Source organism: Mesorhizobium sp. CNPSo 4670 (assembly GCF_057784235.1).
Genome location: NZ_JBWJFQ010000010.1, coordinates 69,090 through 84,968 on the forward strand (window position 1 = coordinate 69,090; position 15,879 = coordinate 84,968).

10 protein-coding genes and 1 pseudogene are annotated in these 15,879 nt (G+C 57.9%); 6 read left to right on the forward strand and 5 right to left on the reverse strand.

Annotated elements, in window-relative coordinates:
* Positions 1-20: 20 nt before the first annotated feature.
* Positions 21-1,865 carry an adenylate/guanylate cyclase domain-containing protein gene (locus AC0ZT5_RS17955; protein ID WP_488497511.1) on the reverse strand — a complete coding sequence of 615 codons (1,845 nt, stop codon included), beginning with the start codon at positions 1,863-1,865 and terminating at the stop codon, positions 21-23.
* Between the two features lie 556 nt (positions 1,866-2,421).
* Here AC0ZT5_RS17955 and AC0ZT5_RS17960 point away from each other — a divergent pair.
* The gene (locus tag AC0ZT5_RS17960) at positions 2,422-4,188 is read left to right on the forward strand and encodes an adenylate/guanylate cyclase domain-containing protein (protein WP_488497512.1); all 1,767 of its coding nucleotides are present in this window, start codon (positions 2,422-2,424) and stop codon (positions 4,186-4,188) included.
* A 388-nt stretch (positions 4,189-4,576) separates the two neighbouring features.
* Here the strand turns inward: AC0ZT5_RS17960 and AC0ZT5_RS17965 are convergent, their stop codons facing one another.
* Complete coding sequence (locus AC0ZT5_RS17965; protein WP_488497513.1) at positions 4,577-5,122, reverse strand: recombinase family protein; 546 nt, start codon at positions 5,120-5,122, stop codon at positions 4,577-4,579.
* A gap of 403 nt (positions 5,123-5,525) precedes the next feature.
* Between AC0ZT5_RS17965 and AC0ZT5_RS17970 the strand changes: the two genes are divergently transcribed.
* From AC0ZT5_RS17970 to AC0ZT5_RS17980, 3 genes are all read left to right on the forward strand, one after another.
* On the forward strand, positions 5,526-5,714 hold the full coding sequence (locus AC0ZT5_RS17970; RefSeq protein ID WP_488497514.1) for an excisionase family DNA-binding protein: 189 nt from the start codon (positions 5,526-5,528) through the stop codon (positions 5,712-5,714).
* Between the two features lie 191 nt (positions 5,715-5,905).
* Positions 5,906-6,238 (forward strand): hypothetical protein, encoded by a 333-nt coding sequence (locus AC0ZT5_RS17975; RefSeq protein ID WP_488497515.1) that lies wholly within the window; start codon positions 5,906-5,908, stop codon positions 6,236-6,238.
* Positions 6,239-7,430: 1,192 nt separating this feature from the next.
* Positions 7,431-8,567 (forward strand): Nal1-like putative serine protease, encoded by a 1,137-nt coding sequence (locus AC0ZT5_RS17980; protein ID WP_488497516.1) that lies wholly within the window; start codon positions 7,431-7,433, stop codon positions 8,565-8,567.
* 266 nt (positions 8,568-8,833) lie between these two features.
* Here AC0ZT5_RS17980 and AC0ZT5_RS17985 read toward each other — a convergent pair.
* Positions 8,834-8,991: pseudogene (locus tag AC0ZT5_RS17985) on the reverse strand (IS1595 family transposase); the annotation flags it as partial.
* A 166-nt stretch (positions 8,992-9,157) separates the two neighbouring features.
* On the opposite strand from AC0ZT5_RS17985, the gene AC0ZT5_RS17990 reads away from it, so the two are divergent.
* Positions 9,158-9,475 carry a hypothetical protein gene (locus tag AC0ZT5_RS17990; RefSeq protein WP_488497517.1) on the forward strand — a complete coding sequence of 106 codons (318 nt, stop codon included), beginning with the start codon at positions 9,158-9,160 and terminating at the stop codon, positions 9,473-9,475.
* Positions 9,476-9,500: 25 nt separating this feature from the next.
* Positions 9,501-9,860, forward strand: coding sequence for a DUF4160 domain-containing protein (locus AC0ZT5_RS17995; protein WP_488497518.1), 360 nt, complete (start codon positions 9,501-9,503; stop codon positions 9,858-9,860).
* Positions 9,861-9,949: 89 nt separating this feature from the next.
* On the opposite strand, the gene AC0ZT5_RS18000 is transcribed toward AC0ZT5_RS17995, so the two are convergent.
* A complete protein-coding gene (locus AC0ZT5_RS18000) occupies positions 9,950-13,093 on the reverse strand; it encodes a BPTD_3080 family restriction endonuclease (protein WP_488497519.1) in 3,144 nt (1,047 codons plus the stop codon).
* Positions 13,093-15,795: a DNA methyltransferase gene (locus AC0ZT5_RS18005; protein WP_488497520.1), complete on the reverse strand. Its 2,703-nt coding sequence runs from the start codon at positions 15,793-15,795 to the stop codon at positions 13,093-13,095. Before AC0ZT5_RS18005 ends, AC0ZT5_RS18000 begins: the two co-directional genes overlap by 1 nt.
* Positions 15,796-15,879: the final 84 nt, after the last annotated feature.

The following is a 15,879-nucleotide window of genomic DNA, read 5'->3' on the forward strand; positions in this document are numbered from 1 at the left end:
CCAGGCCACACCGTCAGCCCTCACTCCTCCGGCAAGCCCGCGATCCGCATGTGTTTGAGCAAGCGTTCGAGGCCTCCGGGGGCAGTATATACCTTCTCCAATTGCTTGCGCAGTTTGCTGATGGAGTTGAGCGGCGAGTCTTTGAGGAAAACGGCAAGCGCTTCTTTCGCTTCCCGCTCCTTTCCCAGACAGGCGTAGATTCCTGCAAGCGTTCGGTATGCTTCGTTCGGGATCCTGGACATTTTCCGCATCCACGTCAGCGCAGCCCCGCAATCGTTCTTTGCGTAGAGCGCCCAGCCCATCTGCCAGTTGAACCATTCAGGGTAGAAAGGATCGATGCCCATAGCCTGCTTGATCCGATCCATCGCTTCGTCTGTACGGCCGACCCAGATCAGCGGATCCGTACTGCTGACGAGGATCATGGAGTTGCTGGGATTGAGGGCGATCGCCTGATCGAACCGCGCAAGGGCCTGCTCGACCTCGCCGGCGTCAGCATGCACGCGGGCGCGTGCCCACTGCGACTCGGGATCGTCCGGAGCGAGCAGGATAGCCTTGTCTGCGTATTCGGCGGCACGCTTCAACCCCTCGTCACGGTCCTGCTCGTGCCACCCGAAATCCGCGTCAATGCGATAGGAGTGGGACAGCCCGATATAGCCGAACTGGGAGTTCGGATCCGCTTCGATCGCCTTGAGGCTGAACTGCCGAAGCAAAGCGGTCCCCTTGCCAGAGAAATCCTTGTCGATCTCGGCAAACCCCATCAGATAGTAGTGCAGCGCGCTCACTCGGGCGGCATCGCTCTGTGGCCAGGGTCGCTCGATCCTATGCCAGACCCTTTCCGCAATAGTACGGATGATTTCCTCCTGAACGACGAAAAGATCGCCGATCGCGCGGTTGTAGGTGTTGGCCCAGAGATGCGATCCGTCATGCGCATTCAGCAGTTGGGCCGTCACTTTCAGCCGGTCTCCCATCTTCTGCTGGCTGCCTTCGAGCAGGTAGTCGACCCCGAGTTCATCGCCGATCTGCCTGGCATCTGTCGGCTTGTCGCGGTACCTGAAGCTCGAGTTCTGGGCGACGACGGCATAAGTCTTGCTCTGCGCCAGCTCGGTGATGATCCCCTCGGCGACGGCGTCGCTAAGATATCCCTTGTCCGCACCGGTACTGAAGTCCTCGAAAGGAAGGACCGCAATCGTCGGCATGTCGCTCGAACGAACTGGACCTGCCCGCCATGTCTCGGCACCGTAGTAGGCGCCGATCGCTGCGGCGACGAGAACGACTGCAGCAAGAATGAAGCCGCGCCGGGAATGGCTGCGGCTCTTGTTTAGAGCCTTGATCAGGCGGCGCCGTGGCTGCCCATGCAGATTCACCCGGTAGACCGCCACGGGCTCTACGATGTTCTTCATACGCTGCTCGCCCATGGCCTCGAAAGCGAAGGCAAGCTTCTTTTCTACCTCCTTGGCCACCTTGCCAGACACGTAAATGCCGCCAGGCTCCGCGATCTGCTCCAGGCGCGCGGCTATGTTGACCCCTTCACCAAAACGGTCGTCACCCTCGACGATCACCTCGCCCAGATTGACGCCGATCCGCACCTGGAAGCGCTGGTCCTCTGGAACGGCCGCGTTGCGCTCTACGAGGCCCTTTTGCAGCGCCACGGCGCATTCGACCGCATCCACAACGCTTGAGAACTCAGCCAGCAGACCGTCGCCCATGAGCTTGAATATCTGGCCATGGTGGCGGGCAATTTCCGGTTCGAACACTTCTTCTCGGCCGGCCTTAAGACGCTCGAACGTGCCCTGTTCGTCCTGCTCCATCAGTGCGGAGTAGCCGACGACGTCTGCGGCAAGAATGGCTGCGAGCTTCCGGTCCATGACCGACCTCAACGTAGCTCTTTTATCACGGGGCTGAACAGCGGTACAGGGTGGGGTATTTGGAACACCCGATCGTAAACATGTTAAGCTGAGCCAAGATTCCTTAGATGTCGCAGGTGTTCTATTGGCGGGTAGCAGCCGAACTCTCTGGAGGTCGCAGAAGCAGAGCGCTCGTCGAGCTCCCGCAATGCCTAAGTCGGCTTCGATGTCTGATCGCGACGTTGTCCGCACCCACGAACGTCCGCTCTTTGGAATCCGCAGCCTGAAGCTGCCAGTCCGCTATCGTGCCCCGGTCGGCAAAGCGCCGCCTGGGCGGTTGAAGTCAGGCTTGCCACCGCCCTATAGCGGACATTACCGGCGACCACGCTGGAGGTCGCGGTTGCGCCATTTCGAGACATCTCAGCATCGCCGGCAATGTCGCGCTTCGGATGGAAAGCGGCTGCCCGGTCAATGGAAGACCCGGAGTGCCCTCCATCGCTGCGAAATCTTGCTATTCAAAAATGAAGCAGCCCTGTCCCTGAGTCTGTGTTATGTCGGATAGCGAAGGAGGGGCAAGGTGAGCGAGACCCGCAAGCTTGCGGCGATCCTGGCCGCCGATGTCGTCGGATACAGCCGGCTGGCAGGCTCGGACGAAGATCGGACGCTCGCGCGCCTCCGGGCGCTCCGCAGCGACCTCATTGATCCTACCATCGCCGTGCACACCGGACGCGTGGTGAAGCGCACTGGAGACGGAACCCTCGTCGAGTTCCGCAGCGTGGTCGACGCGGTCCGGTGCGCCATCGAGGTGCAGAACGCCATGCTTGAACGCAATGCCGGCGTGCCGCCTGATCGACGTATCGAGTTCCGCGTCGGTATCCATATCGGCGACATAGTCGAGGAGAGCGACGGCGACCTGATGGGCGACGGTATCAACATTGCTGCCCGTCTGGAAGGTATCGCCGAACCTAATGGGATTTGCCTGTCGGGTGCGGCATACGAGCAGGTGCGCGACAAGCTGAAGGATGAATTCGAGGATCTCGGCGACAAAGACCTCAAAAACATCGCGCGGCCGGTGCGAGCCTTTCGTGTGGTCTTAAACGGGGACACCGCCAGAGAGCCCATTGTGCCCGACTTGTGGGGTGGAAAATTGGCGCTGCCCAACAAGCCGTCGATCGCCGTCTTGCCGTTCCAGAACATGAGCGGCGACCCAGAGCAGGAATACTTCGGCGACGGGATCGCCGAGGATATCATCACCGCCCTGTCGAAACTTCGCGGCTTCTTCGTCATCGCCCGAAATTCGACCTTCGCGTACAAGGGCAAGGCGCCAGAAATCCGTCAGGTCGCGCGCGAGCTCGGCGTTCGCTATGTACTGGAAGGCAGCGTCCGAAAGGCGGGGGAGCGCCTGCGCGTAACCGGCCAGCTAGTCGATGCCACCACGGGAAACCATATTTGGGCGGAACGTTACGACCGACCCGCGACCGAGATTTTCGCGCTACAAGACGAGATCACCGCCAGCGTTGTTGCGGCGATAGAGCCGCAGATTTACGCAGCTGAACGCCTTCGCCTTCAAAGTAAGGCGCCGGAGAGTCTCGATGCGTGGGGCTGCGTTGTACGAGCAATGCCTTACATCTGGACATGGGTTATTCAAGACGAGGACACTGGCATCAACCTGCTGAAGCGAGCGATTGAGCTTGATCCCGACTATGCACGCGCCCGCAGCCTACTCGCGTGGGCCTTCGCCACCCGTGCAGTCACCGGTAAATTGGAGTTTGAGCGAGGCATATCCGATGGCCTCGCCTTTGCCCAAGGTGCGATAGACCTTGATCCCGACGACCCGTGGGCCCATTTTGCGGCAGGTTACATATACTCGTTTTCGAGACGACTTGGGCCGGCGGTGGAGGAACTGAACGAGGCATTGCAGCGCAACCCGAACTTTGCATTTGCCCACATAATCTTGGGTGTAGCGTACGGCTATGCGGGACTTGCGGAAGATGGTCTCCGTCAGCTCGAAATCGCGCGACGATTGAGCCCCCTTGACCAAACCCAAGCAGCGAACCTTTCGGTCGAAGGGCTTTGCCATTTAGTCGCCGGACGCTACTCCGAAGCGGTAAGGGCGGAACGTCGAGCCGTGCAGATGAGACCAAACTTTGGAACCGCTTGGCGCACACTCACAGCAGCCGCAGGACTAGCCGGTGATCTGGAAACCGCGCGTCAAGGTCTCGTCGAATGCAAACGTCTGCAGCCAAACGTCAGCATTGCCTGGGTCGAGAAATACCATCCACTGATCCGTACTGAGGACCGCTCCAGGTATATCGATGGCCTACGTCGTGCGGGCCTCGAATAGTTCAGGCTAAATAGGTGCCGGTCCCTTAACACCGGCGCCGATCTCGGCAAGGCACAAGTAGACCGCAAGGCGCTTAGCCTGGCCGCTTCATGCGCAAGCTTGGAGGTCGTGTGAAGCCGTTCGCGCGTGTGGTGAGCAATGTCCAGGCTCAGGTCCGTTTGCGACATTCGAAACGACCAAAGCCTATGACTGCGTTGGGTCATGGGCGTGAGTTCGACCGAGGGCGAGCGAACTTCCGCAACGGGTGGAACTCGGTCGTTCAGAGTGATTGGGTTTTGACCCGAGAGCCTCCGAACCGAACGCCCTCATCACGCCCGTCTAATGGGGAATAGGGGGCGCAAAAAAACCGCCAATGAGGCGGGTTTTTGGTTCTTTGTGGCGAGGGCTCCTAAGCCGCTTCGCCTAGGAGCCTGTAGACGCTGGCGCGCCCTATCTTCAATTCCTTGGCGATCTCTGTTGCGCCTTTCCCTTCCTCCCGGAGAGCGCGGACGCGCTCCGCATCGATTGAAGCCTTGCGACCCTGATAGACGCCAGCGGCTTTTGCCTTGGTGATACCCTCCATCTGGCGTTCCCGCCGGAGGTTGGTTTCAAATTCCGCGAACACGCCCAGCATGTCGAGGAAGGCTTTCCCGGCGGCGCTGCTGGTATCAATCGGCTGTTCCGTCGCTTGGAGGTGCGCGCCCTTCTCGCGGAGGCGGCGCATGATCGTTTGCAAGTCGCCGACGCTACGCGCGAGACGGTCAATGCGCGTCACCACCAGCGTATCGCCAGCCCGAAGGAAGTCGAGGAGCGTCGCCAACTCCGCCCGCTTCTCCATAGTCGTGCCGCTCTGCTTTTCCGCTCGGACGACTTCGCACCCCGCTGCTTTCAATGCAGTGGTTTGGATTGAGAGGTCTTGGTCGGTGGTGCTTACCCGGGCATATCCGTATTTCATCGAGGGCCGTGCTCCAAATGTCTCGTTTGAGTCTAGAGCTCTAACGTGTATTGTCTCATATGCCGGACGTCAACCCTAATAAAACACTTTTCGCGTCTCGCCCCGCTGCCTTTCCGGGGTATACCAAAATGAGACGCGTTCAGTGCTGGAGCATTACGCGGCGCCATGCCAGCTTCGGCTTTTGCCTGACCTATTGCGCACGGAGGCAGATGCGATCTACCAGCAAATGCTTCAAGGCAGTTGGGGCAACCCCGGGATTGCCCCCATGATCGTGGGTTCGGGCTGGTTTCGCCCCTAGCCGAAACAATAGCCGCCCCAGCCGCTTGCTTTTACCCCCCCAGGGGTGGCCCCACAGGGGGCACTTCTATAATATTAGGGCCGTCTTTCATTGGATAGGAAAAAGGTGGCAAAGGAGGAAAACCCACAGGTCGAAAAGCTCGCCTACAGTGTTCCCGAAGCCGCATACGCGCTTTCCTTGTCGCGGGACTACGTTTGGAAGCTCGTTGCTATGGGCAAAGTGCGGTCGATAAAGGTGGGAAAGCGGCGGCTCATCCCCGCTGATACGCTGAAAGAGTTTTTGAAGACCCGGTAACTAAGCCTCCCCTGCGAGGCCCGCTTTATCGTACGTCAGAACTTGTTTTAAAAACAAATTGTTGCGGACAGAGTCCATTGACCGGTACGGCCAATTGGGCACAAGCTCTCCAGTGCTTTCCGAAGCAAGGCGGTCCTAGCTAGCTAGTAGTCAAAGGGCCTCACCGCAAAAACGATCACGGAGATATCGTTATGGACATCGATATCACGCCGATTGAAGTTTTGAAGCCACTGCTGGACGTCGCCGATGCAAGCGACTTGGCACGATTGATCGACGGACATCAGCGCGCATTCTTCGCCTTCAATCAGCATTGCATGGTGTTGGCTGAACAGCAGAACTCGGGCGCCGCGAAAGAGGCCGAATGTCGGAAACTCAGCGCAAAGGAACGAAGTGCAATGCACGATCTTCTGGTCTACCAACCGGCATGCCTCGCGGAAGTCAGGGCCAAAGTAGCTTATGCCTTGCTCGCGGGCGACGCGTTCACCGCAGCCGATCGCGACGGCCTGTTGCGGTCACTTCTTTAACAGGCTTAGCTGGGAGAGCCATTTCCGGAATAAATGCAAGCAAGGCAAAGAAACCTATAGACGTTCGCCAAAGCAGAGCAGGGAAACGGCACCGTATTACTTGTTCTTCGGGTACGATCTCAGCCCGCCCTTACGGTGGGTAGCTTACGAAAGGAGCTAGCCGAATGCGCTCAATTGTTTCGGGCGTATTGGTGTTTGCATCGAGTGTGGCAATCGCTCAACAAGCTCCGCTCGAACAGCAGCGATGCTGGCTAGGTGGCATGGGGTACTCCCCTGGTGCAACCGTGCGGGCCAGCGATACCGTAATGAAGTGTTCGCCTGCCTTCATTTGGGAGGCCACCAATGCCGCTGCATCTGGCTGCGTCTTTAAAGGCGAGTTCTATAGCACTGGCGCTATCGAGGGCGGTAAAGACGCCCCCAAGAACGAGTGTCAGCCCGACGGCACTTGGGCGACTGTCTCGCCTAATCCGTAGGTCTCACCGGCCCCTTTCCATGCCATCTGATGAAAGCTGCATCCTTGCCGATGATTTGTCCTTCACCTCTTCAAAAAGGCTTCATGCAGCGCCTGGAGCGTTAATGATTGCAGCCAGGCGATATCAGGGGGGCGACGATGCTCTTATGCACCCGGTCCGCATCCGAAAGGAACAGTTCTAAATCGGCATGTGAAAGCTACTTGGGATGTTTGTTTTGGGGGGGTGAAAGGCCGGATTCAGCAGACAAGTGGAAAAATGCGAAAACGCCTATTTGGCACTGGAAATTATGCGTTTTGCATATTCATAATGGCGAAGCGGATTCTCCCGCTTTGATACGACTTCCCCGGATGGCTCGGGGAAGAAGGCACCCGTAACAGGGGTGCGCCATCCAGCGACGCCCGGTGGGGCGGGGTGTGAGCGCTTTTGCGGGCCGACTCACCCCCTCCATCGCGCTGGAATGTCAATTGATCAGGATTCCGAAACTCGGTGACAAGAGTCCCAGCCCGAAAAACCGATTCGTTTCAGTGCTTTCTGTGGGAAAAGTCACATGACCAGTGGAAAACCGGGAAAAGAATCTGATGAAAAACGGTTCAATGAGACCGTACAGCGGATGTTGAAGACGCCACCGAAGCCGCATGAAAGTCGATCCGACCGTCCAGCCGAAGACGCACGTAAGCCGTATCGTATAAAGGGACTCGCAAAGAAAACAGAACCGTAGCATGGTGCAAGCAATCTTGGGGGGATTGCAAATGCAGCCATCGGTAGCAGCCCGTATTTTCTACGAATGGGCGTCGGTCGAAGGTCTGATCCCAGAAAAGCCTCAACCGATACGGCAAAGTACCGATGCCGAGTTCGCGTTGATTGCCCCAAAAGGGGCGCTTGGTACTGCCGTCTTGCGCAGCAAGCAAATAGAAGCCGTGTCGTTCGACGCGTCCAGTCAAAGCATATCCGTATTTACCAAACGGGTCGCACCAAGGACCAAAAGGCAGTTAGCTTTACTGCCAGACCGAGTTGATGACGTTGCAATCAAGTACCGTCAGGGGGTGCAGGAGCCGGTGGGCTCGGTCCCCAATCCTCCCCATGGCGGGCCGACTTACATTGTCAGACAGGGAGCTGGCGGCAATCGTTTAGCTTGCGGCAGCTCCATATCAGTCGGGAACAATCGAGAAGCAGGAACGATTGGTTGCCTCGTGCGCGATCCTGCGGGGGTCATCTACGGGCTGACCAACAACCACGTGAGTGGCGGCTGCAACTTTGCCGGGGTCGGTTTACCCATCGTCGCTCCCGGGATCTTTGACGTGGTGCCAAATGGTCTCAATCCATTCACTTTGGGATTGCATACGCGCTCACTGACAATGGTGCCAGGATCGGCTGACAACATTGACCCTAAGCTCAATAGCGATGCCGCGATCTTTCAGCTCCTCGATATCGGGCTTGTGACATCCTATCAGGGGAACTCATACGATACGCCTGCGACGGTCGGCGCTCTCGCAGCAGGGATGAACGTGGAAAAGGTTGGCCGCACAACCGGGGCCACAAAAGGGCGCGTTGTCGGGCAGATGCATGGGGCTCACGGCATCCGCTACGCAGCTCCCTTGTACACATTTTCCGGCGACGTCTATTTTGAGCCCGTTTTTGTGATTACTGGAATTACTGACACTTTTTCCGACCAAGGGGATTCCGGCTCGTTGATCACGTCCTTGGACGCCAATGGGCAACGAATTGCGGTTGGAATCGTTGTTGGAGGAATGAATGACGGAAACGCACCGGGTCAGAAATCAACGATTGCTTTACCAATTGAGCCAATCTTGGCTGCATTTGGGGTGAGTTTGGTTTCGGGTCACAACGTATTATGACTGGACGGCTAGAAAAGGCTGCATCAAAACTGCATAGCTCGATCAAGGCGCCGCCGGGATCAGTCAACACGTTGGCTTGCCCGCATCCGGTCGGACACAGGAAAGGTTGCATCAGGGTTTTGGTCGACCCGATGTATTGGCACTTTGCCAATGATATTCCGCATAGCTTCGAAGGCTACCCTGTGGTGATTGAACGCCGTCAGCCGTCGTCCGCCTATCACTGACGTTTTGATTTTCGCAAGCGCATCAGCTTTCGCGCCTTCTGCTTAGGCGATACCGGCTTCACCAATCCGTCGATAGGTAAGGCGCTTGCCATCGATCATGGCAAGCAGACTGGTCGTGGCGTGGGTGATCTTAAGCGCTGTGCGGCGATTGTAGGGAAATCGAATTCGGCAAGGTACCGGTGCAAATGAGCCTCGCCGCATGCTGATAGCCAACGACACGCTTCTGCAAACTGCCGCTTTTGCCATGCTTGGTGAGGGGACGGCCCTTGCGCCACGGTGACACGTAGGAAACGTCGGGCTGTCGGTGAATTGCATTGACGAACTCCAGGCACTAAAAGCGCGTTCGAAGGATGAGGTTTTTCGCGCATGGTTGATTTCAGCATTGTCGACGTCGGCAACAAGGCTTTCTTGCTTCCTATGGCCGAGAGCGCCTATCGGCAGATCGCCATAAGTTTGAGAGAGTACGACAGCGACGGCGGCCAGGTGTTCGACGCGCGGCTAGAGGTCGCCCTAAGTGCGGTTCGTCGGGCAGCCAAAGACATGGCCGACCTGTGCAATACCGAGCAAGCTGCTTTGGCTGCGAACGCAGAAATCGCAATGTATGAGGCCGGCCTGTTTGCCAATGGCATAAACCCACTAAGCGTGCCCCACCCCGCGCGCTACGCCGATTACTACCGCATTTGAGATTCACCGGCGAGCAAACCGCCCGATGGACCAAATCAGAATCAGCCTAGGTGAAGGCTTGGAGCGAGAGCTCCAGGCGCTTCTAAATCGAGTCAACCCCGACGGCCTAGTTGCCAAGCACTTTTTAGCGTTCGTGGAAGGTAAGCTACGGGCTGAGGTGCGGGCCAACGAGCATCCCCCACCGCATTTTCACATCACATATGACGGTGAAGATGCCAGCTACTCCATCGAGACGGGGCAGCGCCTCCCCAACATCAACGGCTTAGAACGCTACGACTGGGCCATCCGGCTCTGGTGGCAGAAGAACAAGCGCAAGATTGCCCTGAAGTGGAATAGTTCTCGTCCGTCAGACTGTCCTGTTGGTCCAGTTGCTGTTCCTGAGTGACTGCATTCTTTGCTGATGGGCACCGGCGCACCCTGGGCGGCGCTGGAACCCCCGCGAGGAGATAATAGCAACGCTTGGGACAGAAGGCGTTATGCTAGATCGAATACGCCTTCATCCCAGGCAGAATTCGAGTAGTCGTTGAGCATCAAACCCAGGCGGCAGGGATCGGTGACAAGTAGGTAATGCCACGTTCCGTGCTGACCGAGTCGCGTCACGGCTTTCGTCCATCGGTCTGCGGCCTTGGCCTTAGCGTCGGCGTTGTCGGTCACCTGACCCTTTATCTCGACAATTACGTTGTGACCCGTATCGGTCACGGCGATGAAGTCCGGAATGTATCGCGCCGGCAGACCGTTGCGGCGGTAGGGAATGAAGAAGCCAAGATGCTCGTTCTTCACCCACTTCGTGACACCGGGATGCGTATCAAGAAGAAGCCCCGCAATCTGTTCCCATTTCTGCGTGTCAGCGACCATCGCGTTAAGATGACTGCGCGTGGCGAGTTGGATCGGCTTTGTCGTGTGAAAATCGACATAGAGTGTGCTGCCGCGCCCCGCCGCCCCCTGCGGGATAACTGCCACCTCTGCGCTGGACGTTGACGTGCCTTTCTTGACAGCGTCCAGCAGTGCGCCGACGGCCGCCTGCATGTACTGGCCGACCAGCAACACGTCGCAGGGCTGGCTGTCTCCCAATCTTACTAGCTTCTCGGCCAGGAAGCGTTTTGCCGCAAAGGCAACGCGCGGAAAAAGTTGCTGTACCGGCACGGCCGCCGCCCCGTTGTCGGCCTGCCAGCGGATACAGATTTCGCGGGCAAGGCGGAAGGCAACCTGCTGATCGCGGAATAAGGCGCGCCACTCTTTCAACGAAAGGACCGGCTTTTCGCCGGGACCGTAGGCGGCTAGAGCGCCGTCAGGCGTAGTGAGCGGCGTCAGTTCCACAAGCTGTGGGATGCGCATGGGATCGATAGTGACCTTTGACACCTGGTCCCAATCGACGGAAACATCGAAACTCCCCGACTGGTGATAGCCTGTCACGATGGGGAAGGTGATTTCGTATTCCGCCTTCTCAGGCACCGAATAGATGTGGTTCGGGTCGGGCTGCGGCGGCTGCGGCCCTGCAGGCGCGACCTTGAACGGGATCAACTCAAACGGCACGCCGAAGACCTTAGCGGTTTCCTCGGCGAACATCTGCGTGTCCTCGTTGAGCGCGTAACTCTTGCGACGCAGCGCGCGGCCGACGACTTGCTCGCAGAGAAGTTGCGATCCGAACGGGCGTAGGCCGACGATGTGGGTCACTGTGTTAGCGTCCCACCCTTCGGCCAGCATGGCGACGGAAACGATGCAACGCACGTCTCGCCCTGGCGGGATGCGCTCGTCGATCCATTTGAGCGAGCCATCATTGTCCTCGCTTGCAGCCTTCTCGTTGTGCTTGCGCACAAGCTCAGACCATTCCTCGGGCACTTTGCCCCCGAGCCATTGCGCTTTGCCGATGGTATCGAGAATAAAGCGCAAACGCCGCGTCTCGTCCTTCGTGCCACCCGCCTCGATATCCTCGATCACCTTCGAGTCAATGCGGACGGTGACTTCCTGGCCGGGTGCATTGCGGAACCACGGCGGCGCAACGCCGTAGCTGTCATTGCCGTTGGCAAGCCACGAATGAACCTCACGAGCGACGGCCGTGTCGCGGCAGACGACGATGAAGACCGGCGGAACCGGGTGCCTCTGCTGCTGTTTGGAAAACTGCTCCCATTCAACGAATCGCTGGTGCCACTCGGCCGCCAGAAGATTGATGGGCGCGCTGGCATAGTTCATGACGATCTGCGGCGTCATGGTATCGCCGTAGCCGTCTTCTTTCGCCTTGGCCTGTACCCACCTCCAGATGTTGAAATACGCCGCTTCCTCCGCTCCGGTCACGTCACGTGCAGGCAGCTGCGGAATCTTCACAAGGCCGGATTCGATGGCGTCGAGAAGCCCGAAGTCGGAAACGACCCACGGGAACGGCTTGCCGACTTCGTTGCCGGAGCCCTGGATATAGAAAGGTGTTGCCGAAAGGTCGATGCAGAGATTGATGCCGCGCCGCCGGCTGCCGCTGGCTAGCTTGTTGATGCGATCGAGGCCTTCAATCCAGATCGTCGCTTCGCGTTCGTTCTTGCTGGCGAGGTCTTTGTCCTCGTCGAGGGACAATTCCTCAGTCGCGGTGTCGCCGCGCCGATAGGCGTGATGCGCTTCGTCATTGAAAATCAACCAGTGCGGGCTGCGCCCCTTGCCGCTGCCGATTTCGCGGCGAATGCGCTTGAACCATGCGGCGTCGGACTCGAAATACCTCGTCTCGACAGTTTCGTTGTCCTTGCCGGCGTTCTTCACAACCTCAACGGCCTCGCCGGTCTTTACGACCTTGGCGGAGTCGCCGTTGACGGTGTTGGTTTCCTTCTTTGCTAGGCGGTGCCAGTTGGCGATCATCACCTCGCCACGCCGCAAATCCTCCATGCGGTGGACAGGGACAAGCTGCCGGGTTCTATAAAGAGACAGATCCCCGAGCGCGGGGTCCAGTTCCTGCAAGCGTTCCCGGATGGTGACATTCGGGCAGACGATCAGGATCGTATCCGAGAACCGATCATCGCGGGGCGAGGCCACACTGTTGAGGATGGACCAACCCGCTAGCATTCCCATTACTGTTGTCTTGCCGGAACCGGTCGCCATCTTGCAGGCGTACCGGACAAAGGTACGAACGCCGGCCGCCTTGGATTCGAGGCCGGGTTCGTCCTTCGGGATTTCGGGAATGCCCTTGCGATACAGGTCAGCGGCTTCCGCCAGAAAGATAATTGTCTCCACTGCCTCGACCTGGGCGAAGAAAAGCCGCTGCATCCGGTCGCTGCTGCGCCAGAGTTCCAGCAACTCCTTTGTGATCGGCGATGCGCCATCATAGGCCACGCCGCCGGAACGGCCGCCGGTGCGCCATTCCTTCACCCGCTCGCGGACGAGGTTAACGACCTCAAGCTCGACTTCTTCGCCTTTCGCGTCCTCGAATAGCTCGGCCTGCTTCTTCCCCTTTCGGCCCCGCCCGGCATGTTCCGGCACGCGGTAGAAATAGCTGGCACGGCGTCGGCCTTCGGCCGTTACTGGCGGCTTTCCGCGCTCGATCTGCCAGTGATATTCCGGCTCGCGGAACGGCGAATTGATGATCGGGGACTCGACCTCGGCAACGGTCAGCGGAGCCTGTGGCTGTGCGACGGCCGTCATCAGCGGCCTCCCTCGGCGGTCTTGACGACCATCAACTCGTTGCCGCGCTCGTCGATGGCTTTCACGGCGACACGCTTCTTGTCGCCGAGCACAAAGGGTTCGCTGACCGTGCCGGCAAGGTGTTCCCAAACGCTGTCGCTGAATTGTCCTTTGAGGGACTTTTGCAGGTTCTCCCACGCGCCGGTCTTCGGAAAGAAAACCTGCGTCGCCATGAACACCATGCCGTTGTAGTTGCTGTCGAGCATCCAGCACGGCAGGTTCTCGGCCTTGATCTCGTCGGTCTCCATCGTGTCGGGACGGAACACGTCGAGGCCCTTGATGATGACGTGATGAAGCGGCGTTCCATCCTTGTGTTTCCCGGCCGATTCCAGCGTTACGTCTGGCAGGCCGGTGATGGAGAAGATTTCGCTGGCCTTGCTGGTCTTGAGCAGGTCGGACATGACCACATCAGGCGTGACCGACACGTAAGTCGTCGGGATTTTCAGCTTGTCCAGCATCTCGCGAGCCTTCGCCTGGATCGCAAAGCCGAACAGGAAAAGCTGCTGGTAACCTTGTTGCAGCGCCTCGGTATGCGCGTTGAAGACATACTCGGAACCGATCGCTCCGTCCTCGGGGCCGAAGACGAAGGCGATGCGCTTGTCAGTCCCGTTTCGGGCGACGCCCTCGGCGTGGAGGTATTCGCGATCGGCAAGCGGACTGACGGTTTCCAATTCGAGAATGAGGTTGCCGGGCAGGCGGAGCGTCTTGCTCTGGCGCAGCACCTCGATCATGCGGTCGAGGTAGGCGCGCGGGTTGCTCGACGGCTGGTGCAGAGAAGCCCCCGGTGCATCTTCCTCCATGTTCATGGTCGCCTGAATAGTGGCTTCGACTGTGAAGGGCCCACAGACGCGGGTAACTTTGTTGTTGACTTCGGGGCGGTCAACAAGCGTGACCATTTCCGGTTCTTCGCTGTTGGCGACAGACTTTAGCGTAATACGTGGCGCGAGGCCGCCAATTTCCTCTCCCTTGTTATTCTGCTTGCGCTCGTAGACGAAACCACCAACGGGCCCCCTAACCGGTTCCTTTAGCTTATACCAAGGGAAAGTGCTGGTCAGGAGCCGCTGCCGTGCAAGGGCTATTGGAACACGCGATGTATCAGTAGTGATCCAGCGTCGCCCCCATTGTTCTGCAACATATGCAGATGTACCAGAACCACAGGTCACATCCAGCACAAGGTCGCCCGGATCGGTCGCCATAAGCATACAGCGCTCGATTACCTTAGAGCTTGTTTGAACAACATAGCTTGGCCTCTGTTCTCCGTGAACATCGGTCCAAACATTGTTGTAACTGACGTAGGGCCAGTCATCCCAAAATGAAATCCCACCCAGCGACTGACCACCCCCATCATGAAGGCGGCCAGCATTTGCGAGGCGATCAAGTCCTTCCGGGACATCAAAGCGCCACTGGTTGTTAGCGCCACACGTCTTTTCTTTTCCTTGGAAAAGGTATGGCTTGGTCCGAGTCTTGCTGTAGTGCTGGCTGACGATAGGGTAATTCGCCCGCGCCCATCGCCATCCGGTCGAAGTTAGCTCGACGATTTCCTCTTGGGATAGGTCCTTTATCTTCTTTTCCTGACCATCAGGAGAAATTATCGTGTTGAATTTGCTGTTGTCCTCCGGATTTGGCCTTCTATAGTAAAGTTGTCTTGGTCTAAATTTTTCTTTGTCTTTAGCGCACCAAATAATAAAATCGTTTACGGCGTGTGTGACCTGTGTTGCGCTCTTTTTCTTGAATACGATCGTTACAAGATAGTTTTCTTTTCCAAAGACCTCCTCTACTACCGACCTCAATTCGGTATAGGTTTCGTCAGAAATCTGAACGAAAATGGAACCTGTCTCGGCAAGCAGTTCCCTAGCTAACAAAAGCCGATCTCGGAGATATGTCAGATAGGAATGAAGCCCCAACTCCCATGTATCCCGATAGGCCTTCACCATCTCGGGTTCGCGGATCATATAATCGTCGTTTCCGTGATTAGTGGAAACCTTGCGATCGCGTACAAACGGCTGGAAGTTCGATCCGAATTTCACCCCGTAGGGCGGATCGAAATAGATCATCTGCACCTGACCGCCCATGCCTTCGTACTCCAGCAGGGAGTTCATGACCTGCAACGAGTCGCCGAGTATGAGGCGGTTGGTCCACGGCCCCTTGTGCTCGTAAGCATCCAGCTTATCGGCAACATCAAGGCCGGTGTCGCCGAACAAATCGAGGTTGGTCCCAAGGGCCTTGTGTGATTTCAGCGTTTCCAAAATCGCTTGCGTCGAATGGCGCTCGTGGATGAACAGCGGCAGTGTCGGCACGGTGACCTGCTGCCGCTCGGCTTTGCCTGTCCAGTTGAGAAAGGGCCTGGTAAGGCTGCGCAGCCGGGCGACACATTGTGAGAGCGACGAAAAGCTCTCTCTGTTTCCTTCCCACACCTGCGCCGTAGCGAAGACGTTGCCCTCTCCCTTCTCGGCTGCATCGGCGACCAACGCCAACAACCACTCCGCAAAAGCTCGGTCGGCGCTCTCGTCCCAGGACAATTCAGGCGCGAGGCTGGAATCGTACCTGTAGGCCTTGGGTGCTTTTTTGTTCGAGAATTGCGCTTCGACGCCGACATCCGGGCGTTGCACGGATTCTTGATCATGTTTGTAAACCGATGCGCCCGAATGATGGTCCTGCGCCATTGTCCCCCCCGCTCGATAAATTCGAGACCGCTTGTCGTCGTTCGACGCGCGCAACCCGACTCGTCACTCCATACTGGCGAACGC